The following is a 26,002-nucleotide window of genomic DNA, read 5'->3' on the forward strand; positions in this document are numbered from 1 at the left end:
ATCGAACCCGTACCGGCCCGCATGCGCGAACTCGACGGCTCGATCGCCGGCGGCCAGTTCGTCCGCTCGGCGCTCGCACTGTCGGTCCTCCGGAACGAACCGATCCGAATCGAGAACGTCCGCGGCGATCGATCGACCCCCGGCCTCCGCCACCAGCACCTCGCGGTCCTCGAGACGATGGTCGCGATCTGCGACGCCGAGGTCGCGGGCGCGGAACTCGGTTCGGAGACCGTCGAGTTCGATCCTGCGCTGGAGGGATCCGCGAGCGACGATCCCGATCGCGGGCGGCTCCCCGGCGGAACCTACGCCACGGACATCGGGACCGCAGGAAGCGTGACGCTGCTGTTCGAGGCCCTCCTGCCGCTGGCGACGATCCTCGACGCGCCGCTGTCGATCACCGCCACCGGCGGAACGGACGTGAAGTGGTCGCCGCCGATCGACTACGTCCGGCACGTCAAACTCCCGCTGGCGGGGCGGTACGGGCTCGTCGCCACCTGCGAGGCCGATCGCCGCGGGTTCTACCCCGAAGGCGGCGGCCGCGCGACCCTCCGGCTCGCCCCCTCGACGCTCGACCCGATCGACCTCACCGAGCGGGGGCCGATCGAGGACGTGCGACTCTACTCGACCGAGGCCGCGTCGCTCGCGGACCGGGACGTGGCCCATCGGCAGGCGGAGGGCGCGCTCGAACGGCTGGACCGCGACGGGGAGACCGATCGATCGGAATCGGACGGCGCACCCGACGCGATCGGCGAGCGGTGCGAGACGACGGCGGAGAGTCGGTGTCCGGGGTCGGCGATCGTGATCCGGGTCGATCACGGGACCGGAGTGGCCGGGTTCTCCGCGCTCGGCGAACGAGGGAAACCGGCCGAACGAGTCGGTGAGGACGCCGCCGACGCGGCGAACCGGTGGCTCGACGGGACCGCACCGGTCGATCGGCACGTGGCCGACCAGCTGCTGGTGTTGCTCGCCGTCGCCGGCGGCCGCGTGCGCGTGCCGGCAGTGACCGACCACGTCGACGCGAGTTGTGACCTCCTCCGATCGTTCGGGATCGAGCCCAGTCTCGAGGACGACGGGGAGACGACGATCGTCTCGATCGAATCGCCGATAGACGGATAGCAGGGCCCGAACCGTCAGCGAGCGTTGTTCCCGGCGGCGATCGAGTCGTGCCAACGAGTCGACAACGCAACAACTTATACCACACCCGTTCGTGTATCCGATATGACCGAGTTACGGACCACCGATCGACCGGTGTGGGGGGCCGAGCCGTGAGCGAGCTCGTCACCTTCGGCGAGACGATGCTCCGGCTCTCGCCGCCGGATCACGAACGACTCGAGGCCGCCGACGAGTTCGAGGTTCGCGCAGCGGGGGCGGAGAGCAACGTCGCGATCGCCGCCGAGCGACTGGGGACGCCGTCGACCTGGCTCTCGAAGGTCCCGGAGACGCCGCTCGGACGCCGGGTCGTGAGCGAACTCCGCGGGTACGGCATCGAGACGGACGTCGTCTGGAGTCACCGGGGTCGACAGGGAACCTACTACCTCGAGCACGCCGGCAAACCGCGGGGAACGAACGTCGTCTACGATCGGGAGAACGCCGCCGTCACGACCGCCGAGGCCCGCGAGTTCGACATCGACGTGGTCCAGGACGCGAAAGTATTCTTCACGAGCGGGATCACGCCGGCGCTCTCGTCGACGCTGCGGGAGACGACGGCGAACATGCTCAAGGCGGCCAGACAGGGCGGGACGACGACCGCATTCGACTTCAACTACCGGCGAAAGCTCTGGACGCCCGACGAGGCGCGGGAGACGCTGACCCGGCTCTTCCCGGGCATCGACGTGCTCGTGATCGCCGCCCGCGACGCCCGAACAGTGCTCGGATTCGAGGGCGATCCGCGCCAGCTCGCACACAAACTCGGCTCGCAGTACGACTTCACGACCGTCGTCGTGACCCGCGGGTCGGAGGGCGCGGTGGGCTGGCACGACAGCGTCGTCCACGACCAGCCGGCCTACGAGACCGACACCGTCGACGCGATCGGCACCGGCGACGCCTTCACGGGAGCGTTCATCGCCCGCCGACTCGACGGCGACGACGTCCCGACCGCCCTCGAGTACGCCGCCGCCGCGGCCGCGCTCAAGCGGACCATCCCCGGCGACGTCGCCCTCGTCACGGAGGAGGAGGTCGAGGCCGTCGTCGAGGAGAACGGAACGGACATCTCCCGGTAGACGCGGGTCGATCGGCCACCGACTGCCCAGCGGGACACCCGCCGATCGAATCGGAACCCGCGACACCGCTCCCGGTCGGGGCCCGCGACACCGCTCCCGGTCGGGGCCCGCGACACCGCTCTCGGGGACTGTTTTGCACTCGACAACGGTGGCGAGCGACCGTTTCGCACGGGCAACTCGGCTACGGTCACGGTAGCGGTCGTTGCACGATCGCAATTGCCCGGGATCGTGGGAAGCGGCTTTAGGCACCGTCTGGAAGCCGAGGCCGACATGCACTCGAACACTGGTGCCGTCTTCGTCGCGGTACTGCTGATAACGGCGACGGCGGGCCCCGGGATCGTCGCCGGGGCGGCCGGGAGCTCGTCGGAGGAGGGATCGGTCGAACGGACGGTCGAGGAGATCAACGCCGAGACGATCGCCACGATAAACGAGGAGATCGCGGGCTACGAGGAGCACTTCACGTACACCGAGCCGATCCAGCCGATCGACGAGGTCGACGCGGAGACGCCCGAGGAGGCCGAAGCGGAGGCGGCCTGGCTGCGGGACGAGGCGAATCGACTGCAGGACGAGTCGTTCACCAAGGTCGTCGCGGAGATCAACGAGCAGGCGCGCGAAGAGCACGGCTACGACGGCGACTTCGTGGATCCCTCGACCTCCACGCCCGCAGAGGCGAGAGCGGAGGCCGATCGGATCGAAGAGGAGTACGGCGGAGTCTCCGACGCCGCACGGGAAGCCGCGGAGATGCTCCGGAACACCGCCGACTTCGTCGAGAACTTCCAGGCGTGGATGAACGCCGACGCGGACGCGCTCCTGGAGGCCGCCGACGCGGAGCCCCAGACGGGGACCGTCGAGGGAACCGTGGTCGACGAGGACGGTGACCCGATCGGGAGCGCGACGGTGACCGTCGACGACGAACGGGTCGCGACCGACGCCGACGGCTCGTTCGAGCTGACGATTCGCGAGGGCGAACACGACCTGACGATCGATGCCGCCGGCTACGAGGGGACGAGCACGACCGTCGAGGTCGTGGCCGGCGAGACGGTGAGCGACGAGGCGACCCTCCAGACCGAGGGCGGCGTCGACTACCGGGTCGCGGCGATGCCCCTCGAGGGCGACGCCGGCGACACGGACGAGTCGGCCGTCGTGATCGAACCGCTGAGCGAGGACGCCGGAGAGGTCGACGAGTTCGAACTGGTACTCGAGTTCGATCCCGACGCGGTCGCCCTCGAGGGCGTCTCCGAGGCCGACTGGGAGGGCATCGAGGTCGACGACGGCGAGGCGGACAGCGGCACCGTGACCGTGTCGGGCGACACCGGAACCCTCTCGATCGGCGGTCAGGAGACGCCGTTCACGGCGTTCGTCGCCGAGTTCGAACTCGCGGCCGACCCCGGCGCGCAGACGACGATCGCGTTCGACGAGGAGGCGTCGACGGTCGACGGCGACGGCGGCGACTGGTTCGGCCTGGCCGGCGGGCCCGAAATCGTCTACGACGACGCGCTGGCGACGATCGAGGCGGACGAGGAGACGGACCCGGACGACGGAGGCGACGAGTCGCCGGACGACGAGAAACCGGACGAGGGCGAAGAGAACGAATCCACGGGTGGCGACGGCGGCTCGGACGACGGTGACGGAAACGACACCGGGTCGGGGCCGAACGAAGACGACGGCGACGAACGGGACGCCGAGAACGGCAGCGAGGAGTTCGATTCGGGCGAGGAGTTCGATCAGGAGGCGGCGGCCGAGTGGCTCCGCACGGAGGCCGATCGGCTCCAGGCCGCCTACCTCGACGCGGTCGTCAGGGAAATCAACGCGCAGGCGCAGGAACGGGCCGGCATGGAGATCGCCGAACCCGTCGACACGCCCGCGGAGGCTCGCGAGGAGGCCCAGCACATCGAGGAGACCTACGTGCCGGTCAACGAGGACGCCCAGGAGGCCGCCGACTCCCTCCGGAACGCCGCCGACTTCGTCGAGCGGTTCCAGGCGGACCTGAACGGCGCCGCCGACAGGCTCGAGGCCGCCGACGAGGACGAACTCGAGGACGTGATCGCCGAGATCAACGCGGGCGCGATCGCGGACACGAACGAGCGCCTCGCCGAGGGCAACGATCGCATGGAGAACGTCGAAGACGTCGAGGGTATCGACGAACTGAGCATGGAGGAGACGCCAACCAGCGAGGAGTCGGAAGAAGCGGTTTCCGACGACGGCGACGACGGCGACGGCGGCGACGACGAGTCGGGCGGGACGCTCGCGTCGAGTCTCGCCGGTGTCGGTGCGATCGTCGCCGTGCTCTCGACCGTTGCCGGCGTCGTGATCAGTTTCTGGTCCGCGTTCGGACCGGGGCTGCTGGCCCGGCCCTGATCGCGGCCGACCGCAGGGAGCTCGGGGTCTCGGCGATCGAACGCACGCGATCTCGCCGATCGACCGGGTACGCGGCCTCGGCGATCGAATCGAGATGCGCGCGCCGGACGTTTTGACGGATTTGCCACAACCCACTTTTCGACACCGGAGACAGTCATCGATGGCATGAAACGAGCGCTAGCGATCGGTCTGGCGGTCCTGCTGACCACGAGCGTGGTCGGGATGGCCGCTGGGGCCGGTGCGACGACGTCGACGACCGACGCCGAATCGAGTTCGACGGACGCGACCGCCGAGGCGTACGCGGGGGCCCACGTCGCCTTCGACGTGGACGGGGACGCTGTCACCGGGTACGAAGTGGGCGGCGACGAGGCGTTCTCCTCGGTCGCCGTCCAGTCACAGAGCGAGGCCGCCGCCGACGCCGATCTCGGTGCCGACGTCACGCTCAAGACGTTGACCGACCTCGCGGGCGCGAGTCTCACGCTCGAGACGCAGACCTCGGCCAGCGCCGAGGTCGAGTCCGAGAGCGGGGCGACGATGTCGGCACACGACAACGAACGCGGGACGCTCGTCGTCGAGAGCGGCGGCGAGAGCCAGTACGTGCAGGCGGAACTCGGCGCGAACGCCGAGGCGAGCGAGGAGGGCGATCGCGTCCGCGTCGAAACCGAGGACCGCGAGGGCGTCTTCCTCGTCGTCGGGGACGGCGAGGTGACCGTCAACGAGGAGGGCGACGTTTCGGCGGCCCTCGAGGAGAACGCGACCCTCGCGTACCGCTCCTACCAGGACGGCGACCGCGACGAGGACGCGAAATACGAGGAGTCGCTGATCGCCGACGGATCGGCCGCCGCCGAGGTGTACGTCGAGGAACGCGACGGTGAGACGGCCGAGAGCGCCGTCACCTACGGCGAGGAGACCAGCGCCGAGGTCTCGAGCGAGGCCCGGAACGAGGTCGCGGTGACCGTCGATCGGACCGTCCACGACGGAACCGTCCTGCTGACCACCGTCTCCGAGGAAGCAGTCGGGAGCCTCGAGAACCTCTCGGTGACCGTCGACGGCGAGGCGGCCGTCGAAGCCGAATCCGAGAGCGAACTCGAGAGCGCGATCGAGGGCGGCGACACGGCCCGCTACGTGGTCGCCCAGGACGCGGCGGCCGAGGGCGAGGCGACCGTCTACGTTGCGATCACCCACTTCTCGGAGCGAACGGCGACGATCAGCGGTGACGATGGCGGCGGGGATGACGACGGTTCCGACGACGCCGAGAGCGACGGCGGCGACGACGGCGAGACAGCGTCCGACGCAGAGGCCGACGATAGCGACGCGAGCGACGGCGGTGCCAGCGACGGACTGCCCGGCTTCGGCGCCGGCGTCGCCGTCATCGCCCTGTCGATCGCCGGCCTGCTCGCACGAATCGATCGGTAAACGTCCGCGTCGAACGCGATTGCGACTGTTTTCGCGTTTCGGACCGATCGCCTGCCTGTAAAGCGGCACGGCGACTGCTCGGCCCTACAAACCGCTTACAAATTCAATATAGTTCATATTTCACGTCGTTCTCAGTAGTTGATGTTACGGAACGGGCGGCGGGATTATTGGACGGTTTTGTTAGAACGTATATGATGAGCTGTCGGGGTAGCACCACGTAGCATGCGAGAAATTCTCACCCTCGTGTTCGCGGTCGCGCTGATCGCGTCGACCGCGTCGATGGGGGTCGCGGGGGCGACCGGTACGGGTGCAACGGCAGGCGACGAACGGGACGATGAGGTCGTCCGGGTCGTCGCGGGGATCAACGAGGGATCGATCGCGGAGACGAACGACCGCGTCGCGGGGATCAACGATCGGCTGGAGAACGTCGAGCCAGTTATGAAGATCGACCCGCTCGAGGCCGAGACCCGCGAGGAGGGGAAGGCGGAAGCGAAGCGACTGAGCGACGACGCCGATCGGCTCCAGGACGACACCCTGACGCAGGTGCCAAAGGAGATCAACGAGCAGGCGGGGTTCGAGATGACGGACCCCGACGCGATCCGGACGCCACAGGACGCGCGCGACGAGGCCGATCGGATCGAGTCGAACTATCCCGGCGAGGACGCCGAGCGAGCGGCGCAGGCGCTCCGGGACGCCGCAGATTTCGTCGAGGAGTTCCAGCGGGACCTCTCGCGGGCGTCGACCGACCTGCTCGAGGTCGCGGCCGAACCGCCGACGGGGACCGTCGAGGGGACCGCGACCGACGAGAGCGGCGAACCGATCGCGGGCGTCACGGTCTCGATCGGCGGCGAGGAGGTGACGACCGATCGGAGCGGGAGCTACGAGTTCGAACTGATCGAAGACGAGTACACGCTGCGCGGGTCGACCGCCGGCTACGTCGACGGCAAAGAGACCGTCGAGGTGGTCGGCGATCGGGAGACGACGGTCGATCTCACACTCGAGGCCGACGAGCGCTACGACTACCGGACCGTCGCGCTCCCCGCGGCGGCCGACGCGGGTGAGACGGTCGTCTCCGAGGTCGACGTCGAGCCGATCGCGGCCACCGAGAACGTCAGCGACTACGAGGTCGCCGTCGAGTACGACCCGGCCGTCGTCGAACTGGAGGACGTCACCGACGGCGAGTGGGTCGACCCCGAAATCGCGTCCGAGGACCCCGAGGCGGGGACCGTGACCGTCGTGCCGAACGAGGACGCGGCGACGTTCGACGACACCGCGGCCCCGTTTCACGCGTTCGGGCTGGAGTTCACGCTCGTCGGCGACCCCGGCGACGAGTCGGCCCTGGCGTTCGACGGGGAGGCCTCCGCGATCGAGCCGGAACTCAACCTCGGGATGCTCGATCCCACGGAGGACGTGACAGTTGCCTGGGCCGACGGCGGGGTGAGCGCAACGCCACTGGGGACGATCGAGGGAACCGTGACCGACGGGGACGGCGAGCCGGTCGAGGGCGCGACGGTTGACGCCGGTGAGGCGACGGCGACGACCGACGCCGGCGGTGCGTACGAACTCGAACTCCGGGCCGGCGACTACACGCTGTCGGTGAACGCCCCGAACCACCGGGGATCGACCGCGAGCGTGTCGGTCACGGCAGGCGCCACCGAGACGATCGACGTGGGCCTCGACCCCGAACCCGGCACCGTCACCGGGACGGTCACCGACGTTGACGGTGCGCCGATCGCGGACGCGACGGTCACCGTCGACGGCACCGGGACGACGACCGACGACGCGGGCGCGTACGAACTCACGGCGTCGCCGGGCGATCGCTCTCTCACGGTCGACGCGCCCGACTACGAGTCCGCGACGCGAGCCGTCTCGATCGATCCGGCCGGCACGACGACGGCCGACGTCGAACTCGAGCCCGTGGCCGGTGCCGGCGAACGGGCCCCGGACGAGTACGACGGGGATCCGGACCTCGCACCCGGCGACGACGGGAGCGAGAGGGACGACGCCGACGAGAGGAGCGGCGCTGACGAGGCGGGCGGCGACGGCGGATTCGACGCGGCGAACGCGGCCGACTACCTCCGCGACGAGGCCGATCGGCTCCGGGCCGACGTCTTCGCCCAGGTCGTCGCGGAGATCAACGCCCAGTCCCGGGAGCGGGTCGGCATGGAGATCGCGAACCCGGTGGGCACGCCCGCGGAGGCCCGCGAGGAGGCGGAGTACATCGAGGAGACCTACGTGCCGGTCAACGAGGACGCCCAGGAGGCCGCCGACTCGCTCTACAGCGCCGCGGACTGGGTCGAGGAACACCACGAGAACCTGTACGCCGCGGCGGACGACATGGAAACGGCCGACGATCCGGCCGCGAAAATCGAGGAGACCAACGCGGTCGTCGCGGCGGCGAACGATCGACTCGGCCGGACCAACGCGGAACTCGAGACCGTCGAGGACGTCGACGAGATCGAACCGCTGAGCGCCGACGCCGACCTGGAAAGCGAGGGGGAGGAGGGCTCGGACGCCGATACCGACGAAGGGAGCCGGACGGACGACGCCGACGCCGAGGACGCCGGCGGCATCGGCTCTGCGACGACGAGTTTCGGCGCGATCGTCTCCGTTCTCGCGCTCCTCTCCGGGTCGGTGGTCAGCGCCGGGACGCTCCTGGGATCGCAGGTTCCGTTGGCGGGATTCGAGTGAGACGATCTTCGCACCGGTGAGGCGCTTTGTGCCTTCGAGGAACGCGGTTCTGGTTGTCGTCCGCACGGGAACGCATTCGGTCGATGAATCGCGTTCGGCCGGGTACTACTGCTAGCGAACCGCTACCACAATTGGACGGTCCTGTCAGAACTGACTTTACACCCCCGGGGAAATCCGCGGGTGCAATGAACCGCATCACGTCCGTTGTACTCGCAGCCGCAGTCACGCTTGCGACCCTGTCGGTCGCCGTCGTGGGCGCGGGCGCGAGCGCAACGCAGTCCTCCAGCGCATCGACAGCCCCGGCCATCGAGAGCCAGTCCGGCGCCTACGCCGGGACGCACGTCGCGTTCGAGACGTCGAGCAACGCCGTGCTCGACTATCGAGTCGACGGCGAGCAGGTGTTCGAGAACGTATCGGTCCGGTCCCAGTCGGATCACCACAGCGACACCGGCATCGGTACCGACGTCGGCCTCGACGCCGTCGTGAACCTCTCGGGTATCGGTCTCGACCTCGAGGTCCAGAGCGAAACTCGGGCCGAGATCGGCACCGACGGGTCCGCGTCGCTGGCCGCTCACGACAGCGATCGGGGCATCCTGACCGTCGACGCCGGCGAGGAAGCCCAGTACGTCGCGGTGGACCTCTCCGAGGAGAGCAACGCCGAGGCGACTCAGGAGAGCGACGACCGCGTCGTCGTCGAGACCGACGAGCGAACCGGCGCGTTCGTCGTGGTCGGCGACGGCGAGGTGACGGTCACCGACGAGAACGACGTCGTCGCCGACCTCGAGAGCGAGTCGACGCTCGTCTTCCGATCGTACGCCGACGGCGAGCGCGACGACGCCGCCGAGCAACAGGAGCGCATGATCGCCGAGGGAACGGCGACCGCCGAGGTGTACGCCGACGAGGCCGACGGCGAGCGCGTCGTCGACGTCGCGACCTACGGCCAGGACCTCACCGTCGACACCGCGAGCGAGAGCGAGGAGCGCCTCGAGATGACCGTCGAACGCGCTCACGGGGAGGGAACCGTCGTCATCGCGAGCGTCTCCGAGGCCGCGCTCGCGGGTGCCAGCAACGCCGAAGACTTCGCGGTGACGATCGACGGCGAGGCGGCCGCCGAGGTCACCTCGTACAGCGAACTCGAGGGCGGCATCGGCGAGGAACCCCGGTACATGGTGACCCAGTCGAGCGACGCGTCGGCCGCCGCCGACGTCCTGATCGCCGTCGACCACTTCTCGGAGCGAGAGGTGGTCGTCCAGCACAGCGACGCCGACGGCGAGGACGGCGACAGCGACGGACTGCCCGGTTTCGGTGCGATCGTCGCGATCGCCGCCCTGCCACTCGCCGTGGCCGGTCGCGTTCACGCGTAAGGCCGCTCGATTTCCGCCGCCCGCGTTCCGTCGCGCTCTTTTCCGATCGATCGGACCCGATCGACAGGCGGTCGTCCGATCGGACCCGATCGACTGGTGCCGTCCGAACACCCGATCGACTGACGATCGCATCGGTTGCCGCAGAAGTAGGGGAACGTATGGGTGGCGGACGGAACTGTGGTGGAGCCACCCTCACGTACGAGGTGCCGTCCGCATCCGATCGGTACGGCGACGAACGGATTAACCGTAGTGACAAATCGATCAAAACGAGGGGGCGTCCTCGATCGGACGCGTCGGGGTCACCACGAGACACCCACCGAACGACGATCCGGTCGGACGTCGAGACTCTCGGTTCAGGCGAGAATCCGCGGTTCGTGGCGGAGTATAGATATGTTGGGTGTTATTGAAATCATCGTCGCTAATCGGCTCGCACGGCCGCAACCCGGCGAAATCAGCCATGGTCATTTTTGTCGGCTCGCATGATAGGACCGGACGTGACGCGAGACATCCGGGAGGCGACGGCCGACGACGTCTGGGCCGTCCACGAGACGGCCCGCGAGAGCTGGCACGCCGCCTACGACGATCTGCTCGGCCCCGATCGAGTCGACGAGATCGTCGACGAGTGGTATGCGATCGGCGAGATCGAATCGTCGATCGCCGACACGACCGGGCGCGACGACGCGACGTTTCTCGTCGTCGATTCGGGCGCGAAGACTGACGCCGGGGCGATCGAGGCCGACGAGCGGTGTCACGGCTTCGCGCACGTGGTTCCGTGGCCGGAGGACGCCCGGGTCGCCTACCTCGTCCGGATCTACGTTCGGCCCGACCGGTGGGGCGAGGGGATCGGGACGGCGCTCCTCGAGCATCTCGAAGCCGAGTTCGAGGGAGGCTTCGATCGACTCCGGTTAGCCGTCCTCGCGGACAACGAGGTGGGCGTCTCGTTCTACGAATCCAGGGGGTTCGACCGCGTCGGCACCTACGACAGCGACCTCGGTGCGGACCTCGAGGAGTACATCTACGAGAAGGCGCTCTGAGGTCGTGCGTGGCGAGAGACGGCCTACAGCGTCATTTCGGCTTCCGCTTCTCACGATACGCTTCGCTCACCGGTCGCATCATCGAGGCTTCCCTCACAGCGTTCGGTCAGCCTCGCTCTCCTCGACGACTTCGATCCCGCGGTTGTTGACCGCCATCGGGTCGAGGCCGACCTCCTGGAGGAAGTTCTTGTACTCGCGTTCACACTGCTCGGCGGCTTTCCCCTTGTCGCTGGCTCGATCACACAGTTCCACGAGGTTCTCGGGGACGTCGTTCTTGTAGACGATCCAGTGGTTGATCAGGTCCGAGAGGCGGCGGATGGGGCTCGTGAAGTGGCCGTAGATCTCGAAGTTCAGTGCGTGGTGGCCGCCGAAGGGGTCGTTCATGTAGCGCGCCCGGGGCATCACCTTCATCACGGCCCACTGGATCTTGTCCAGTTGGCGGGCCGGGGCGTCCTCGAGCGTCGCGTTGACGGCTTTTCGCGGGTCATCCCACGTGTCGCCGGGGATCGAGACGCCATCCAAGTCCTGGATCTCCCGGAGGGCTTCGGACCACTCGTCGGGGCTGGGCTGGGGGTGGACCCGGTACATCGCCTCGACGCCCCGGTCCCACATCAGCGTGTGCGTGACGGCCTTGTTGGCTTTCAGCATGCACTCCTCGATGATCGTGTGCGCCCGATCGCGACTCGGGTTGAGCACGAGCGAACCGTCCTCCTTGCGCTGTTCGTGCATCCGATCGGCGAGTTCGTGGACCAGCACGTTCTCCTCGTGGAGCGGCGCATCGGGGTCCTCGAGGCGGTTCTCGGCCTGCGAGTAGGTGAGCCGTTCGTCGGACTCGATGACCGACTTGTAGATGTCGATCGTCTCGTAGGAGAGGGTCTCCTTGTCGAGGTGCATCTCGACGGTGTGGGCCAGGCGATCCTCGTTGGGCACGAGCGAGCAGACCGTCTCGGCCAGCACCGGCGGGAGCATGTGGATCGTATACCCCGGCAGGTAGACCGTGTTCCCGCGTTCGACCGCCTCGTCCCACATCGCCGTGTCGGGGTTGACGTAGTGGGTCACGTCGGCGATGTGGACCCAGAGGACGTACTCGTCCTCGCGTTCCTCGATCGAGAGCGCGTCGTCGAAGTCCTGGGCGTCGATCGGGTCGGTAGTCCAGGTCGTCAGGTCCCGGAGGTCCTCCCGCTGGTCGATCTCGTCGGCGATCTCGGACTGAACGTCCTCCGTCCGTTCCTCGGCTTCCTCGATGACCTCGGCGGGGAACCCGTCGCGGATCTCGAACTTCTCGAACAGGTCCTCGCGCTTGTTCTCGAGGTGGCGCGCGAGGTCCTCGGAGATTTCGACAGGGCCCTGGCCTTCGGCCGTCCCGGCTTCGGCCTGTGCGTCGTCGCTCATACAGAGGGGTATGGCCGTGAGGGTGAAAGTCGTGTCGGGATCGGGATGCAACGACACGTCCGATCGAGACCGTCCTCAGGACTCCTCCTCGAGCGTGCCGTAGCGCTCCTCGACGGTCGCCAGGTAGCCCGCGAGAAACGCCGTCTGGGACTCCTCGCCCGCGTCGAGTTCGACCAGTAGTTCCTCGAGTTCGTCGCGCGGATGGTGGCAGAGGTCGCCGTGACAGGACTTGCAGAGGTGTTCGAACTCCTTGTTCTCCCGGTCCCAGCGATCGCCGTACTTGTCGTACTCGCGGGCTTTCGAACGGGTGACCTCGCTGCCGCAGGCGAGACACGTGACCGTCTCAGTCCGGTTCCGGGAGGGCCACATGGATCGACCGACACCACGCTATTACTTAGCAATTACCACACGTTTCGGCCGCGATGAGTCTCGTCGTTCGCGATCGGTTTCGGAAACGGGCGTTTTATACCGAGAACGGCCGTGGTCCCGGGTATGCAGGTCAAATCGCGACACCACCTCCGCAGCGACGCCGTCTCCGATCTCGAGGAGACCCTGGACGAACAACTCGGCGTCGCGCCCGAGGGTGACGCCTACGAGCGCGTCGAGTTCGAAGAGACCGACTGGGAGGTGATCCTCATCGACGGCGACCCGCAGGTCGCGTACTTCGACGAGGAACCGTTCCTGACGGTCCGCGGGGCGAACGCCTACGATCCCGATCGGCGTCTCGTGACCGTCGACGCCGGTGCGATCTCCTTCGTCAGCGACGGGGCCGACGTGATGCGACCCGGCATCGTCGAGGCGAGCGACGACATCTCGCCGGACGATCTGGTCGTGATCGCCGAGGAATCCCACGGGAAGGTGCTGGCCGTCGGCCGCGCCCGCGTCGAGGGGTCGGACATGGTCGGCGACGAGGGGAAGGTCGTCGACTCGCTGCATCACGTCGGCGACGAACTGTACGAATTCGCGGGCTGAGGTGGTGCGCCGCTGGCCACACTCCACCTCGCCTCGCGATTACTCTGTCCCCCTACCACTGAGTCCAAGATTCCCCGGCGCAAACGTTCATGAGTTCTGAATCGTCACTAGGTATTTGATGAGAGACAGACTTAGTGACGAGCGATACCAGGTACTCGTCAGTCTCGTCGTCTTCGCTCTGCCTGGAATCGTTTCCGCCGGAACGGGTATCAGCCACGTTCCGACAGCCATCACCCGATCGTTACCGCTGTTCGTCGTCCTTGGCCCGGTGCTCTACTGGGGTCTCACCACACAGGCGGGGACGGCAGCCAGAACAGGACTGCGAACCGACGAACGCGAACCGGCTGCCGAAACGGACACAGAGGAGGACGATCCGACCGATCGTGCCCGTGCCGACCTGATCGCCGTGAATTACGAACAACTGAGCGAACAGGCGAAGTATCGAGATAAACTGCTTATCAATGCGAATTACTTTTCGCTGGCGATCATCGCGGTCCTCGTAAACGTGTTTCTCCGTGCCGACGTCGAGTTGCGGCCGTTGATCGCGGTGGTCGGAGCCGTAACCGCGTACGCGTTCTGGCTCGCGGCGGAATCGTACAAGGGGTCGAGAGACGAGTTGAACGGCGAACTACGAGAGATAGAGGCCGGCGAGTACGAGGAGTTATCGGTCGTTCAGACGTACGATCTCCGCGACCGCTCTCCGATCGAGAAACGAAGTCTCTCATCGTACCTGATCGGACTGCAGGCGACCGCCGTCTTCCTGTGGTGGGGTGCGTATCTCTTTGCGATTGTCTATATTGGGTACTACTAAAGCATCGCTCCACCAATCACGAGACGGTTGATGGAGACATCGAATCGATATCTCGATATCGCGATCGAGGCAGCGCGACAAGCTGGGCGATACCAGCGTGAGCAGTTCGGTATCACTCTCGAGTACGACTACAAATCGTCGGGCGATCCGATATCGCGGATCGATCACGAATCGGAGCGGCTGATACTCGATCGACTCACGGCGGCGTTTCCCGATCACGCGATCCTATCGGAGGAGCGAGGGACCATCGGCTCCGGTGAGAATCGTTGGATCGTCGATCCGCTGGACGGAACGTCGAATTACGTCCGTGGCATTCCGGATTTCGCGGTATCAATCGCCCTCGAAGTCGACGACCGTCTCCACACAGGCGTCATCTACCGACCGATGAGCGACGATCTGTACGCGGCCACACTCGAATCGGACGGCGTCGTCTCCGAGGAGAGTACCGCTATTGGGGTGTCCGAGACGAACGCGCTTGAGAACGCTCTCGTGTCTGTTCCGTACTCCTCGGCGTGTACCGATCGAGCAGCCGTCTGGGAGACACATCGCGCCCTCGGTTCCAACGTCGAGGGTTTGCGGTCGAGTGGCTCGGGAGCGCTCGATCTCGCGTATCTGGCCGCAGGCAGAACTGACGCCGCGTGCGGATTCGAGCAAAGCGAGTGGGATCGGGCGGCGGGCCTCCTTCTCGTCGAAGCTGCGGGCGGCGAGATAGCGAGAGTCGACGGCGACTTCGTCGCCTCGAACCGACGGCTGCACGGTGACGTTCTCGATCGTACGTACGGGATCTCACCGTAGAAGACGGGCTCGGAACGTTCCTGTGAACGGTACCGAGCCGGGAGTCACGGGGCCGTGATTTCGATCGGGACGGTCCGGGAGACGCGATCGAACCATTGCCTGTCGAAGCGATGTCCACTTGCGAGGTGCAACATCAGACACGCCTTCGGCGAGAGAGTACACGGTCGATCGGTTCCAAGCAGGTGCGCGGGGACGTTCGGGAGTTCCGAAAGGAGTCGCTCGAGGAACTCGGCGTCGAGCGGAACGGACAGGAATCGATCGAATTCCCAGGCATCGGCTGCGGTCTCGCTGATCGTGTCGAGTTCCGTCCGAGAGCGTCCGACCTCGACGACCGAGAACAGCGCCGGATTGAGGTGATAGCCGTCGACGATATCCTCGAAGATTCCCAGACATCGAATCGCGTCGATTCCGTCGCTGAAACCGAGTTCCTCTTCGATCTCCCGTAAGACGAGTTCCCGTGTGGGAACAATCGTCCCGTCTGACGTGGTGTCTTTGGACGGATCGAGGTATCCGCTTCCTGGAAACGAGAGGGTACCGGGGCCGGAAACCGATGCACTCCGAACGCCCATGAGCAGTTCTTCACCGGCGATGACGGCCGTAACCGACGAGAGGACTCGAAGTCGGTTCAATAGGAGGGCTCGCTGCTCGTCGGACAATCCGTATTCCGCGGCCGTGAAATCCCCCGCGAGCAGGGCGCGTTTCGCGAGAAAGTACCTGAACGACGTTCGTTCCGTACGGATCCGGTTTCGGTCCGGAACCGCGTCGGTCACGGATAGCATCGGCCCGTCGAACAGTCGATCGTTTCGTTCGCGCTGGTCCGTCCAGATTGCGTCTACTGCCTCCGTCACAGAATCCGGAAAGTCAGGACGAGAATCACGATAGTCGATATCGATTGCGTTGGGTCCGAGACCAACCAGAGAGCACGTCGATAGGCGGCTGAATCGCAACGGTCGATCACGCATACGCAGGCTATCGATACCGGTCCGGAAATAGCTACGTGGACGGCTACGCTCGTAACCACGGCTGGAGATGGATGTCGAGATCGGTCTTACCCCCGTAAACGGATGACCTTTCGCTTCAATACCCACTGTCATCCGTGAATCACTCTCTCGATCGCAAGATACCACGGACGGACGAAGCCGTTCTACACGGCGGCGACCGGTTCGACGAGCATCGATTCGACTGATGAGTATTCCGGGTAACTCACTCGTCCGTTTCGTCCAGCGAATCCGCCTCGTACGCCTCCTCGTACCGATCGAGGGTATCCTCGTAGCCGATTACTGCGAGGTCGTACGTCTCCCGCAGGTCGGCGATCGGCGTCTCCGTCGCGTCCACCCGGAGGTCGTTGTACGGTGGGGTCACGTCGTACTCCTCGGTGGTCTCGACGGCGATCGCAGCGCTCTGGACGGACAGGCCCTCGCGTTTGTCCCCGCCCTCCAGGTCGCCGGCCGCGAGCGCGTCGATCAGTCGCTTCGCGAGCGGGTCGGGGCCCTCGCCGTCTCGCGGACTGCCGCTCGTGTCGTCGACCGCCTCGTGGACCGCGGACGCCTCGTAGGCCGCCGCGGTCGCGTCGAGGACGGACTCGCCGGTCAGGAGGTTCCCGGCGATCGTGAAGTGGTCGCCCTCGTGGTGGCCGAACCAGTCGCCACACTCCGCGCCGGAGAACGCGAACGTTCCGTCGGCGTCGACGCCGTGGAGCTGTCGCTGAGGTGCGCCCTCGTCCGCGTTGAGGAGGGCCTCCAGCGCGTCTTCGACCGCGAGTCCATCGTCGACGTAGGCGATCCCCCGTCGGCCGAGGTCGACGTTGACCAGGCTCTGGGTCGCGACGGCGCAGTTCTCGCTGACGAACGGACAGAGGGTCCCGACGCCCGGCAGACGGGTCGTGACGGCGACGCCGAACCGCCGGTGTGACTCGCCGTCCGGCGTCTCGTACGATTCGTGGACGCAGATGCTGAATGTCATGCACGACTACAGGCAACGAACCGGCAAAAAAGTCAGTATCGCGGCCAGCCGTGACCCGGCCGATCGGGGCCGTGGGACACACGTTTCCGGATATCGATGCGATCGCGACCGACGCTCACGACGAGTCCAGCAGCTCTCGCGTGCGGATTCCGGCGTGGCCACCGGCACCTATCAGGATGCCGACGACGTACAGCATCGTGAGTACGACGCCGAGGAACGCGCTTTCGGCGGGCGAGTCGGTCTCGTCCTGTCGGTCCGACAGCGAGGCACACCGGTCCACGATCGATCGGGTGGTCCGGGCCGTCAGACTCTCGGGGTTCCGTTCCAGCGTCTCGGCGATCGGGGGGCTGATCCGGTAGTAGAGTCCGACCAGACCGCGACCCACCGGCGTCGCCGACATGGACTCGTCGCGGAACCGTCGCAGCGAGTTCAGCGTGTGTCCTTCACCCGCAGTTGCCGTGGTGATGAAACAGCCACCGTCCCCGCTGTCGGTCGTGAACGACTGCGTGGCTCCGGTGTCGGAACTGCCGTCGCTCCCGCTGGCGACCGCGCGGAACTCGTACTCCGTCCCGGAGGACAGTCCGGAAATGTCGTCGCTGAACGAACCCGTCGACGTGAGTGTCTGGGTGCTCGTCGTGTTCGGAAGGCCGCTTCCGGCCTCGCCCCACTCGAAGTAGACGTCCGCGCTGCTGGCACCGCCGAGATCGTTCAGCGTCCCGTTCAGCGTCGCGGCCGTCTCGCCGACCCCGGTCGCCGAATCGGTGTAGACGGTGAGGACTGGGTCGCTGCCGCCGCCGGTCACCGCCGCCTCGGCGTCGAGCAGGCCAGCGCCCTGTTCGTTGCTCGCGAGGCCGAGGTCCTCGGCCGTGTCTTTCATCGTCTGGCGCGCTTCCGAGTTGGTGTAGCCGTTGGCCATCAACTGGCCCGCGGCGCCGGAGACGTGCGGACACGCCATCGACGTTCCCGAGAGGGTGTTGTAGCCGCCGTCGTTGTACGTCGAGTAGATGTCGCTGCCCGGGGCGGCGATCTCGATCTCCGGCCCCGTCGAGGAGAAACTCGACAGGCCGTCGCTGCTGTTGGTCGAGGAGACGGCCATGACCTCCGAGTACGCGGCGGGATAGCCGACACAGTCGGAACACGGACCGCTGTTGCCGGCCGCGGCCACGAGCAACACGCCGTTGCTCTGTGCGTACTGGACGGCGTCCCGAAGGGCGGAACTGCCGGAACTGCCGCCGAGCGACAGCGACGCGACGTCGTAGCCCTGGTCGGCGACCCACTCGATGCCGGCCGCGATGTCCGAGTAGGTCCCGCTTCCCTGACTGTCGAGTACCTTCACCGCGTGTAGCGTCGCCTCCGTCGAAACGCCGACGACGCCCTCGCTGTTGTCGACGGCGTCGGCGATGCCCGCACAGTGGGTACCGTGACCGTTGTCGTCGTCCCACGACCCCGTCCCGGTGAAGTCCTCGCCGGTCCCCAGGTTCGCCTGCAGGTCGGGATGGTCGGCGTCGATCCCGGTGTCGATGATGGCGATATCGGCGCCGTTGCCGGTCTCGCCGTTCGCGTGGAGAACGTCCGCGTCGACGCGATCGATGCCCCACGGAAGCGTCTGTGCCAGCGCCTGCATCGTGCCCTCGTCCTCGACGTAGCGGACGTTCGGGTTCTTCTCCAGCCCCTCGATCGCCTCCGCCGGGAACCTGCCGGATACGACCTTCCCGACCCGATCGAAGTCCAGTTCGTGCGTGACTTCGCTCGCCGCCTTTCGCGCGAGTCCGAAGGGTGCGTCGGCGGTGAGTCCGACGATCTTTCGCCCGGGTGACTCCTGTGCGACTGCTGTACCTGCCATTCCCGTTGCCGTCACGCCTGCAGCGGTGTTTCGGAGCAGACGGCGGCGAGTGACGTGTTTGTCTGTCATAGATTGTGGGGGTGCACAGCATCCGTGACGCGTCCCGATCCCGGCACACCGGCCACCATCGGCCGGTAGATGCCCTCCTCGACGACGGACCGCGGCAACCTTCCCCCGCCATCGAGTCGACACGCCGGTCAGTCCCACGCCGGAACACGGCTATCGGCGAACCGTGTTCACAGATGACGTGCCATGACTGGACGTGCCATGCACCTGTTTTCGATACATATACTACAATATATTAAAGTTACTTCAGTTATTGAACATTATCTACTCCGACACACATATATTAAATACATATAAGGTGGTATCGGAAAACTCGTCGGTGAGTTTCGAATGCTGAGGCCAAAAATGGACGGCGCGCGTCGGTACAGTGCCTTGCATTTCGGCGGTGATGGTATCTGCCTCGGCAGCGACGGACCCTGCCGCGTCGGTGAGGGTCAGGGTACCCGGGTGGGCCTCGGGGGACCGCCTCGAACGGTCACTGCACGACGTCGTTTCGATTCCCGTGACACTCCGTCTGACGTAAGAACTATACTCGCGGCCCCGGTGGATATCGGCAATGGGACTCATGAGCAAAATTCTCGGCGGCAACCAGTCGCGGACCGCCGAGGACTACGTCGAACTGGACCTCGACGACGTACCCGCGGAGTCGGCGGAGGCGACGATGCAGGTCCACATCGCCGAGGTAGACAACCAGGCCGACGCCATCGACATCAAAGACGCCGTCTACGACGGCGACCTGGTCGTCGCGGACATTACGCGCCTCCGCACCGAGGACAAAACCGTCGAACACATCGTCGACGAACTCCGGCAGGTCGCCCAGGAGGTCGACGGCGACATCGTCCGGAAAGGTGACGACCAGATCATTATCACGCCGACCGGCGTCCGGATCAGTCGCGAGAAACTGGGCCAGAACTTCTGAGAGCCGTTCCGCTCTCCGATCGAATCACGGCACTCGACGCCGTCACCCGTTCCACCCCGTAACCGGTCGGCCGTCACGACGGTCCGTGAGAGGTGTTTTCACCGTGCGGGAATTACGGCACCGGGTTATGAGAGTGGGACGCCAAACGACGGGTATGTCCGGGTTTCGAGCGACAGTCGTCATCGACGATCCCGCAGGGTGTCCGGTCGCCAGCGCGTCGGAGTGTGCGGACGAACCGATCGACTCGGTGACGCGGTCACGGACGGCCTCCGACGGAACGGTCGTCGAGGAGTTCAGCGTGACCGCCGGGACGTCGGTCGCGACCGAGAGCGACACGGAACTGACGCCCGTCCAGTCGAACGACCGGGAAGAAGTCTACCGCTTCGAACGGGAGAGTGCGGCCGACTGTGCGTGTGAACGTGTCGAGCGTTCGGGAACGCCGATCTCGTCGGTCCGGGCCCAGGACGGGGCGTTGCTGCTCACCTTCCGGACGCTCGAACTCGAGACGATCGCGACGATCGTCGACGACCTCCGGGAGTACTTCGACGGCGTCGTCGTCGAGGAACTCAGCCAGGACCACGAGGGGTCGACGGCCGACCCGGTCGTCGTCGATCGGGATCGGCTCACGGAGCGCCAGCGCGAGATCGTCGAGACGGCCCACGAGATGGGCTATTTCGCGTATCCGAAAGGAGCGAACGCGACCGACGTCGCCGAGGAACTCGGCGTCGCGAGGTCGACGTTCACCGAGCACCTGGCCGCCGCCCAGACGAAGCTACTGGACGCAATCCTGGAAAAATAATCATCCAGAACGGGATCCGGTTGACGCGCGTTCACCTTCGCACCGAGACCCACCCATCAGTCAGCCGTGTGACCGGACGTAAACGAAGACATCGTACGCATTCGGCCGTGACAGCGGACAAACGACAATACTTTTCCATCGGGATGCGAAACTCCCACTATGGCTGACGACCTCAAGAAAGGGCTGGAGGGTGTTCTGGTCGCAGAGTCGGAACTCAGCTCGATCGACGGCGACGAAGGTCGGCTGATCTACCGCGGATACACGATCGAGGAGCTCGCTCGCGGGGCGAGCTACGAGGAAGTCGTGTACCTGCTCTGGCACGGACACCTCCCGGACGAGGCGGAGCTCGCGGAGTTCACCGAGGCGATCAACGAAGAGCGCGAGGTCCACGAGGACGTCCTCGCGACGATGGAGCGTCTCGCCGAGGCCGACGAGCGGCCGATGGCCGCCCTCCGGACTGCGGTCTCGATGTTCTCGGCGTACGAACCCGAGGACGACGTCGAACCCGACGACCTGGAGGCGACGCTGCGGAAGGGGCGACGCATCACCGCCAAGATCCCGACCGCGCTCGCGGCCTTCGAGCGGTATCGTCTGGGCGAGGACCCGATCGACCCGCACCCGGACCTCGGACTCGCGGCGAACTTCCTCTACATGCTGACCGGCGAGGAACCGAGCGACGTCCACGCCGAGACCTTCGACCAGGCGCTCATCCTGCACGCCGATCACGGGCTCAACGCCTCGACGTTCACGTCGATGGTCATCGGCTCGACGATGGCCGACATCTACAGCGCCGTCACCGGCGGCGTCGCCGCGCTCTCCGGGCCGCTCCACGGCGGCGCGAACCAGGACGTCATGGAGGTCCTCTTCGAGATCGACGAGAGCGAACTCGACCACCGCGAGTGGGTCGAGCAGGCCAACGAAGAGGGGCGGCGGATCCCCGGCTTCGGCCACCGCGTCTACAACGTCAAGGACCCCCGTGCGAAGATCCTCCAGGAGCGAAGCGAGGAACTCGCCGAAAACGGCGAGGACAAGTGGTACGACTACACCACGACCATCGAACAGTTCCTCACCGAAGAGCAGGGCCTCGTCGAGAAGGGGATCGCCCCGAACGTCGACTTCTACTCCGGGTCGGTCTACTACCAGCTCGGCATCCCGATCGACATGTACACGCCCATCTTCGCGATGAGCCGCGTCGGCGGCTGGGTCGGCCACGTCCTCGAGTACCAGGAGGAGAACCGCCTGATCCGCCCGCGTGCGCGCTACACGGGCCCCACGGACCAGGAGTTCGTCCCGCTCGAAGAGCGATAGGTCGCGACTGACGCGGCCTCAGATTCGTTTTTGCGCGTCTCACGGCGGCAAGAAGTGACCACGCCATCGATCGGCGATCGAACGCCACGTGACACCGCGCCGGCCGTCACCGCACCGTTCGGGTCGTGTGCGCCGTCAGCTGAGTTCCCGGACGACAAGCGAGACGCCGGTCAGCGAGGCGAGCAGGACGACGAGGTTGAACGCGGCGCGCATCAGCGGCTGGTGTCTGGGCTCGATCCAGAGGTCGATCGCGTTGGCCACGCTGCCGTAGAACTGGACGAGCGCGAACAGCGCGACCACCGAACAGACCCCGAGTGCGCCCCACGCGAGGTAGCGCCGAACCGCGGCCGACTGGAGATCGACGCCGGCGTCGGCTTCGGTCGCGCCGTCGTCGGATTCGATCGGCGCTTGATCGGCGGAGGAGTCGTCTTCGGTACCGGATTGTGCGCGATCGGCACCGGGGTCGGGGTGTGCGTGTTCGGCGGGCGATTCGTCGTCGGATTCGATCGTCGAGTCGGGTGTCGGGTTACTCATTCGAGGACCTCCGTGCGAACGCGATAGTTGCAAGCAGTGCCACTGCGGCGACGGCGACCCCGAAACCGGGGGTATTGTCGGCGCTCGCGTCGTCCTCCTTGTCGTACTCGTCGTCCGCGCCGTTGGCCGCCTCGTCGTGCGACTCGGCGTCCGCCTCGCTGGCCTCGAAGCCGTTCTCGTCCGCGTCGTCGTCGAACTCGCCCGTATCGAGGGCGTCACCGTCCGTCGCGTTGGGACGGAGGTCGGCCCCGGCCCGATCGGTCGCGACGATGGTGCCGTCGAGCCGGAGGATGCCGTCGAGGTGGTAGGCGTACTCGTCGGGGACCTCGAGTTCGGCCGTCGGGTTGATCGTCTCGCCGGGTTCGACGCCCGAGAGGTCGACGGTAGCCGAGTCGGCGACGATGTTCGAGTCGGCCTGACGCGCCTTCAGTTCGAGTTCGAGGTCGTCCGCCGTCTCGTCGCCCGCGTTCGTGAGGTAACTCTTGACCTCGAGTGTGGCCCGGCCGTCGGTCGTCGACTCGACCTCGTACTCGATCGCGGGGACGTCGACGAGCGCACCGGTGTAACTGTGGAACTCGAGGCCGGTGTCGGCGTAGGCAGGCGTCAGCGAATCGAGGCCGGAGACGCGGTGGGTCACCGTTTCGGTTCGCGTCCCGTCGGTGTAGACGATCGTCTCGATCCGGTGGGCCCCCTCGCGAGGGACGTCGACGGTCCCCGGAACGACTTCCTCGGATTCGCTCTCGAGCGTCCCGACCTCGCGTTCGGTGACGTCGACCACGAGGCTGTCGTCGGCGTCCATCGTCCGGTGGACTACCGTGACGTTCTCGACGGGTCGACCCTCGTGTTGGAGGTAGGTATCGACCGCCAGTGTGACCGTCTCGCCGGACACCTCGTCGGCGGCGATCGTCACTTCGAGCAACGATGCGGTTCCGGCGCGATCGATCGCAGCCTCCGTGTCGGGGGCGCTGGGATCGGTGACTGCACCGGAGAGGGCGAGACTCGTCAGGGCCGCGACGGCGACCACGAGCGCGGCGACGAGCAGGGCGGACTCCCGTTTCATGTCAGCTTCACTGAGGTAGTTGTATAAGTGTTTTGTGTGGTCGGGACGAAAACACGTTCGGGCCACGGGCGCGGGCGACGATCGCGCGATCGCGTGTGGCGATCTGCGGGTACGGGTATCCACCATGTACGTCTTCGTGTACGGAACGCTGACGAACCCGATACAGGTCGAGGACGTTCTCGGTCCCGGTGACGGTATCGAGGACGAACCGACGTGGGAGTTCACGGGATCGGCGACCCTCGACGGCCTCCACCGGGTCGATGGGCGGTACCCCACGCTGGTCCCCGGCGGGACCGTCAAGGGACGACTGCTCGCCGTCGACGCGGCCGGACTCGATCGTCTTGATCGTTACGAGGGCGTCGATCGAGGGCTGTACGTCCGCGTCGCCGTCCCGCGGAGCGACCCGGACGCCGGGGAACCGGATGCAGTCTGGACGTACGTCGGCGATCCGGACCGACTGGCTGTCGACTGCGAGTGGACCGGCGGTGGGGCGTTCGCGCGCCGGGTCGAACAGTATCTCTCGTCGACAGGAGTCATGATAGAAAGTAACGAATGACGATCGTCTGTCCAGCGTCTGACGCCGCGATTTGCCCGCCGCTGTCGTGCGATTTTACTTTCGGCCCGCCTCCATGACCTTTATGTAGTCCCGGCCCCCGTCTACACTCGCACGTCACACGCCGTGCATTCCCTGTATTCCCTGTCGTGCTGCCACCGGCAGCACGTCCCTGTCGGGGCGACGGCCCACCGCCGATCGATCCGCCGCTCCCTGACAGTAACTCTTACAACACGCGCCGAGTAGACGGGCGTATGCTCGAACTCTCGAATATTCTCGAGGCACGCGATCGCGTCCGCGAAACCTCGCGGCATACCCCGCTCGAGTACTCCCACACCTACTCCGCGATGACCGGTGCCGACGTTCACCTGAAACTGGAGAACTTCCAGCGGACCGGCGCGTTCAAGATCCGCGGCGCGACGAACCGGATCGCGACCCTCTCCGAGGCGGAGAAGGCGGCCGGCGTCGTCACCGCCAGCGCGGGCAACCACGCCCAGGGGGTCGCGCTCGCGGCGTCCCGCGCGGGCGTCGACTCGAAGATCGTCATGCCCGAACACGCGCCGATCTCGAAGGTCAAAGCGACGCGCAACTACGGCGCCGAGGTCGTCCTCGACGGCACGGACTACAACGAGGCCGCCCGGCGGGCCCACGAGATCGAACGCGAGGAAGACCGGACCTACGTCCACGCGTTCGACGACGAGTACGTCATGGCCGGCCAGGGCACGATCGGCCTCGAAATCGTCGAGGACTGCCCCGAGGTCGATACCGTCGTCGTGCCGATCGGCGGCGGCGGACTCATCAGCGGGATCGCGACCGCGGTGAAGGCGAAGAACCCCGACGCCCGCGTGATCGGCGTTCAGGCCGAGGGCGCCTCGAGCGTCGCCACGTCGCTCGAGAAGGGCGAACGCGTCTCGCTCGACGGCGTCGACACGATCGCCGACGGGATCGCGACCCGGAGCGTCGGCGAACGAACCTTCCCGATCATCCAGGAGCGTGTCGACGAGGTCGTCACCGTCTCCGACCCGGAGATCGCGGTCGCGACGGTCTACCTGCTCGAGCGATCGAAGACCCTCGTCGAGGGCGCGGGCGCAGTTCCGCTGGCCGCGCTCCTCTTCGAGAAATTCGACTACGAAGCGGACGAGACGATCGTCCCCGCCCTCTGTGGCGGCAACATCGACCTCAACACGCTCACGAACGTCATCGTCCGCGGGCTCGTCGAGACCGGCCGCTACCTCAAGATCCGCACCGTGCTGAAAGACCAGCCGGGCGCGCTCGAGGACCTGCTCGAGATCTTCACCGCCCACCGCGCGAACATCTACGCCATCCACCACGATCGAACCTCCCGGGACGTCGAGATGAGCGACACCGAAGTCGAGATCGAACTCGAGATGCGCGGCCCCGACCACGTCGATCGGTTCCTCGATGACATGCGCGAATCGGGCTACGAGGTCGACGTCCTCGTCTGATCGTCCGCGATCGCTTCGCCTGCTTTTAAGCCACGCCGGGCCGAGAACTCGGACGTGAAACGAATCATCGACACCGACGACGCACCCGCCGCAGTCGGCGCGTACAGTCAGGCGACGACCGACGACTCGCTGCTGTTCACCGCCGGCCAGATCCCCATGACCGCCGACGGCGAACTGCTCGACGACGAACCGATCGCGGCCCAGACCGAACAGGCCCTCTACAACCTCGACGCGATCCTCGACGAGGCCGGCGCGACGTCGGCGGACATCCTCAAGGTGACCGTCTTCCTCGACGACATCGACGACTTCGACGCGATGAACGAGGCCTACGCCGCCTACTTCGACGACGAACCGCCGGCCCGGAGCGCCGTCGAAGTCGCCGCCCTCCCGAAAGGCGTCGGCGTCGAAATCGAGGCCGTCGCGTCGCTCGAGTGAGCGCG

23 protein-coding genes are annotated in these 26,002 nt (G+C 66.5%); 16 read left to right on the plus strand and 7 right to left on the minus strand.

Features of this window, described 5'->3' with window-relative positions:
* Nucleotides 1-21: 21 nt before the first annotated feature.
* The 7 genes from rtcA to MUN73_RS10735 all read left to right on the plus strand — a co-directional run bounded on the left by rtcA (nt 22) and on the right by MUN73_RS10735 (nt 11,082).
* Entirely contained in the window at nt 22-1,116 is a 1,095-nt protein-coding gene (gene rtcA, locus MUN73_RS10705) for an RNA 3'-terminal phosphate cyclase (protein WP_250140457.1), read from the plus strand.
* 149 nt (nt 1,117-1,265) lie between these two features.
* Nucleotides 1,266-2,219 carry a bifunctional 2-dehydro-3-deoxygluconokinase/2-dehydro-3-deoxygalactonokinase gene (gene kdgK1 / locus MUN73_RS10710; RefSeq protein WP_250140458.1) on the plus strand — a complete coding sequence of 318 codons (954 nt, stop codon included), beginning with the start codon at nt 1,266-1,268 and terminating at the stop codon, nt 2,217-2,219.
* A 270-nt stretch (nt 2,220-2,489) separates the two neighbouring features.
* The gene (locus tag MUN73_RS10715; RefSeq protein WP_250140459.1) at nt 2,490-4,577 is read left to right on the plus strand and encodes a carboxypeptidase regulatory-like domain-containing protein; all 2,088 of its coding nucleotides are present in this window, start codon (nt 2,490-2,492) and stop codon (nt 4,575-4,577) included.
* Nucleotides 4,578-4,742: 165 nt separating this feature from the next.
* A complete protein-coding gene (locus tag MUN73_RS10720; protein WP_250140460.1) occupies nt 4,743-5,993 on the plus strand; it encodes a PGF-CTERM sorting domain-containing protein in 1,251 nt (416 codons plus the stop codon).
* 222 nt (nt 5,994-6,215) lie between these two features.
* On the plus strand, nt 6,216-8,684 hold the full coding sequence (locus MUN73_RS10725) for a carboxypeptidase regulatory-like domain-containing protein (protein ID WP_250140461.1): 2,469 nt from the start codon (nt 6,216-6,218) through the stop codon (nt 8,682-8,684).
* 185 nt (nt 8,685-8,869) lie between these two features.
* Nucleotides 8,870-10,048 (plus strand): hypothetical protein, encoded by a 1,179-nt coding sequence (locus MUN73_RS10730; protein WP_250140462.1) that lies wholly within the window; start codon nt 8,870-8,872, stop codon nt 10,046-10,048.
* A gap of 494 nt (nt 10,049-10,542) precedes the next feature.
* Nucleotides 10,543-11,082 carry a GNAT family N-acetyltransferase gene (locus MUN73_RS10735; protein ID WP_250140463.1) on the plus strand — a complete coding sequence of 180 codons (540 nt, stop codon included), beginning with the start codon at nt 10,543-10,545 and terminating at the stop codon, nt 11,080-11,082.
* Between the two features lie 93 nt (nt 11,083-11,175).
* On the opposite strand, the gene MUN73_RS10740 is transcribed toward MUN73_RS10735, so the two are convergent.
* Together MUN73_RS10740 and MUN73_RS10745 are read right to left on the minus strand one after the other, a co-directional pair.
* Nucleotides 11,176-12,474 carry an RNB domain-containing ribonuclease gene (locus MUN73_RS10740; protein ID WP_250140464.1) on the minus strand — a complete coding sequence of 433 codons (1,299 nt, stop codon included), beginning with the start codon at nt 12,472-12,474 and terminating at the stop codon, nt 11,176-11,178.
* A gap of 75 nt (nt 12,475-12,549) precedes the next feature.
* A complete protein-coding gene (locus MUN73_RS10745) occupies nt 12,550-12,843 on the minus strand; it encodes a DUF7562 family protein (protein WP_250140465.1) in 294 nt (97 codons plus the stop codon).
* A gap of 123 nt (nt 12,844-12,966) precedes the next feature.
* Here MUN73_RS10745 and MUN73_RS10750 point away from each other — a divergent pair, with 123 nt between their 5' ends.
* The 3 genes from MUN73_RS10750 (at nt 12,967) to MUN73_RS10760 (ending at nt 15,052) form a co-directional block, all read left to right on the plus strand.
* Nucleotides 12,967-13,446: an RNA-binding protein gene (locus MUN73_RS10750; RefSeq protein WP_250140466.1), complete on the plus strand. Its 480-nt coding sequence runs from the start codon at nt 12,967-12,969 to the stop codon at nt 13,444-13,446.
* A 118-nt stretch (nt 13,447-13,564) separates the two neighbouring features.
* On the plus strand, nt 13,565-14,257 hold the full coding sequence (locus tag MUN73_RS10755; RefSeq protein ID WP_250140467.1) for a hypothetical protein: 693 nt from the start codon (nt 13,565-13,567) through the stop codon (nt 14,255-14,257).
* Nucleotides 14,258-14,287: 30 nt separating this feature from the next.
* Nucleotides 14,288-15,052, plus strand: coding sequence for an inositol monophosphatase family protein (locus tag MUN73_RS10760; protein ID WP_250140468.1), 765 nt, complete (start codon nt 14,288-14,290; stop codon nt 15,050-15,052).
* Between the two features lie 44 nt (nt 15,053-15,096).
* On the opposite strand, the gene MUN73_RS10765 is transcribed toward MUN73_RS10760, so the two are convergent.
* From MUN73_RS10765 to MUN73_RS10775, 3 genes are all read right to left on the minus strand, one after another.
* Entirely contained in the window at nt 15,097-15,900 is an 804-nt protein-coding gene (locus MUN73_RS10765) for a hypothetical protein (protein WP_250140469.1), read from the minus strand.
* A gap of 355 nt (nt 15,901-16,255) precedes the next feature.
* Nucleotides 16,256-17,014 carry a DUF1028 domain-containing protein gene (locus tag MUN73_RS10770; protein WP_250140470.1) on the minus strand — a complete coding sequence of 253 codons (759 nt, stop codon included), beginning with the start codon at nt 17,012-17,014 and terminating at the stop codon, nt 16,256-16,258.
* Between the two features lie 115 nt (nt 17,015-17,129).
* Nucleotides 17,130-18,926, minus strand: a complete 1,797-nt coding sequence (locus tag MUN73_RS10775) for a S8 family peptidase (RefSeq protein ID WP_250140471.1) — start codon at nt 18,924-18,926, stop codon at nt 17,130-17,132.
* 553 nt (nt 18,927-19,479) lie between these two features.
* On the opposite strand from MUN73_RS10775, the gene MUN73_RS10780 reads away from it, so the two are divergent.
* From MUN73_RS10780 to citZ, 3 genes are all read left to right on the plus strand, one after another.
* A complete protein-coding gene (locus tag MUN73_RS10780) occupies nt 19,480-19,842 on the plus strand; it encodes a cell division protein SepF (RefSeq protein WP_250140472.1) in 363 nt (120 codons plus the stop codon).
* Between the two features lie 154 nt (nt 19,843-19,996).
* On the plus strand, nt 19,997-20,641 hold the full coding sequence (locus MUN73_RS10785) for a helix-turn-helix domain-containing protein (protein WP_250140473.1): 645 nt from the start codon (nt 19,997-19,999) through the stop codon (nt 20,639-20,641).
* Nucleotides 20,642-20,800: 159 nt separating this feature from the next.
* Nucleotides 20,801-21,949 (plus strand): citrate synthase, encoded by a 1,149-nt coding sequence (citZ, locus tag MUN73_RS10790; protein ID WP_250140474.1) that lies wholly within the window; start codon nt 20,801-20,803, stop codon nt 21,947-21,949.
* Nucleotides 21,950-22,084: 135 nt separating this feature from the next.
* Here the strand turns inward: citZ and MUN73_RS10795 are convergent, their stop codons facing one another.
* Both MUN73_RS10795 and MUN73_RS10800 read right to left on the minus strand, forming a co-directional pair.
* Entirely contained in the window at nt 22,085-22,483 is a 399-nt protein-coding gene (locus MUN73_RS10795; protein WP_250140475.1) for a DUF8060 family membrane protein, read from the minus strand.
* Nucleotides 22,476-23,543, minus strand: a complete 1,068-nt coding sequence (locus MUN73_RS10800) for a DUF7490 domain-containing protein (protein ID WP_250140476.1) — start codon at nt 23,541-23,543, stop codon at nt 22,476-22,478. Before MUN73_RS10800 ends, MUN73_RS10795 begins: the two co-directional genes overlap by 8 nt.
* Nucleotides 23,544-23,667: 124 nt before the next feature.
* Here MUN73_RS10800 and MUN73_RS10805 point away from each other — a divergent pair, with 124 nt between their 5' ends.
* The 3 genes from MUN73_RS10805 (at nt 23,668) to MUN73_RS10815 (ending at nt 25,997) form a co-directional block, all read left to right on the plus strand.
* Nucleotides 23,668-24,099: a gamma-glutamylcyclotransferase family protein gene (locus MUN73_RS10805; protein WP_250140477.1), complete on the plus strand. Its 432-nt coding sequence runs from the start codon at nt 23,668-23,670 to the stop codon at nt 24,097-24,099.
* 251 nt (nt 24,100-24,350) lie between these two features.
* Complete coding sequence (ilvA, locus tag MUN73_RS10810) at nt 24,351-25,562, plus strand: threonine ammonia-lyase (RefSeq protein WP_250140478.1); 1,212 nt, start codon at nt 24,351-24,353, stop codon at nt 25,560-25,562.
* Between the two features lie 54 nt (nt 25,563-25,616).
* Nucleotides 25,617-25,997: a Rid family detoxifying hydrolase gene (locus MUN73_RS10815; RefSeq protein ID WP_250140479.1), complete on the plus strand. Its 381-nt coding sequence runs from the start codon at nt 25,617-25,619 to the stop codon at nt 25,995-25,997.
* Nucleotides 25,998-26,002: the final 5 nt, after the last annotated feature.

The organism is Halosolutus amylolyticus (genome assembly GCF_023566055.1).
Classification (GTDB): domain Archaea; phylum Halobacteriota; class Halobacteria; order Halobacteriales; family Natrialbaceae; genus Halosolutus; species Halosolutus amylolyticus.

Bases quoted from the DNA above. Each gene is read 5' to 3' on its own strand.
- citZ (WP_250140474.1), top strand. From the start codon at position 20,801: ATGGCTGACGACCTCAAGAAAGGGCTGGAGGGTGTTCTGGTCGCAGAG.
- MUN73_RS10780 (WP_250140472.1), top strand. From the start codon at position 19,480: ATGGGACTCATGAGCAAAATTCTCGGCGGCAACCAGTCGCGGACCGCC.
- MUN73_RS10745 (WP_250140465.1), bottom strand. From the start codon at position 12,843: ATGTGGCCCTCCCGGAACCGGACTGAGACGGTCACGTGTCTCGCCTGC.
- MUN73_RS10740 (WP_250140464.1), bottom strand. From the start codon at position 12,474: ATGAGCGACGACGCACAGGCCGAAGCCGGGACGGCCGAAGGCCAGGGC.
- MUN73_RS10805 (WP_250140477.1), top strand. From the start codon at position 23,668: ATGTACGTCTTCGTGTACGGAACGCTGACGAACCCGATACAGGTCGAG.
- MUN73_RS10725 (WP_250140461.1), top strand. From the start codon at position 6,216: ATGCGAGAAATTCTCACCCTCGTGTTCGCGGTCGCGCTGATCGCGTCG.
- rtcA (WP_250140457.1), top strand. From the start codon at position 22: ATGCGCGAACTCGACGGCTCGATCGCCGGCGGCCAGTTCGTCCGCTCG.
- MUN73_RS10795 (WP_250140475.1), bottom strand. From the start codon at position 22,483: ATGAGTAACCCGACACCCGACTCGACGATCGAATCCGACGACGAATCG.
- MUN73_RS10800 (WP_250140476.1), bottom strand. From the start codon at position 23,543: ATGAAACGGGAGTCCGCCCTGCTCGTCGCCGCGCTCGTGGTCGCCGTC.
- MUN73_RS10785 (WP_250140473.1), top strand. From the start codon at position 19,997: ATGTCCGGGTTTCGAGCGACAGTCGTCATCGACGATCCCGCAGGGTGT.
- MUN73_RS10755 (WP_250140467.1), top strand. From the start codon at position 13,565: ATGAGAGACAGACTTAGTGACGAGCGATACCAGGTACTCGTCAGTCTC.
- MUN73_RS10775 (WP_250140471.1), bottom strand. From the start codon at position 18,926: ATGACAGACAAACACGTCACTCGCCGCCGTCTGCTCCGAAACACCGCT.
- MUN73_RS10715 (WP_250140459.1), top strand. From the start codon at position 2,490: ATGCACTCGAACACTGGTGCCGTCTTCGTCGCGGTACTGCTGATAACG.
- MUN73_RS10760 (WP_250140468.1), top strand. From the start codon at position 14,288: ATGGAGACATCGAATCGATATCTCGATATCGCGATCGAGGCAGCGCGA.
- MUN73_RS10750 (WP_250140466.1), top strand. From the start codon at position 12,967: ATGCAGGTCAAATCGCGACACCACCTCCGCAGCGACGCCGTCTCCGAT.
- MUN73_RS10730 (WP_250140462.1), top strand. From the start codon at position 8,870: ATGAACCGCATCACGTCCGTTGTACTCGCAGCCGCAGTCACGCTTGCG.
- ilvA (WP_250140478.1), top strand. From the start codon at position 24,351: ATGCTCGAACTCTCGAATATTCTCGAGGCACGCGATCGCGTCCGCGAA.
- MUN73_RS10770 (WP_250140470.1), bottom strand. From the start codon at position 17,014: ATGACATTCAGCATCTGCGTCCACGAATCGTACGAGACGCCGGACGGC.
- MUN73_RS10720 (WP_250140460.1), top strand. From the start codon at position 4,743: ATGAAACGAGCGCTAGCGATCGGTCTGGCGGTCCTGCTGACCACGAGC.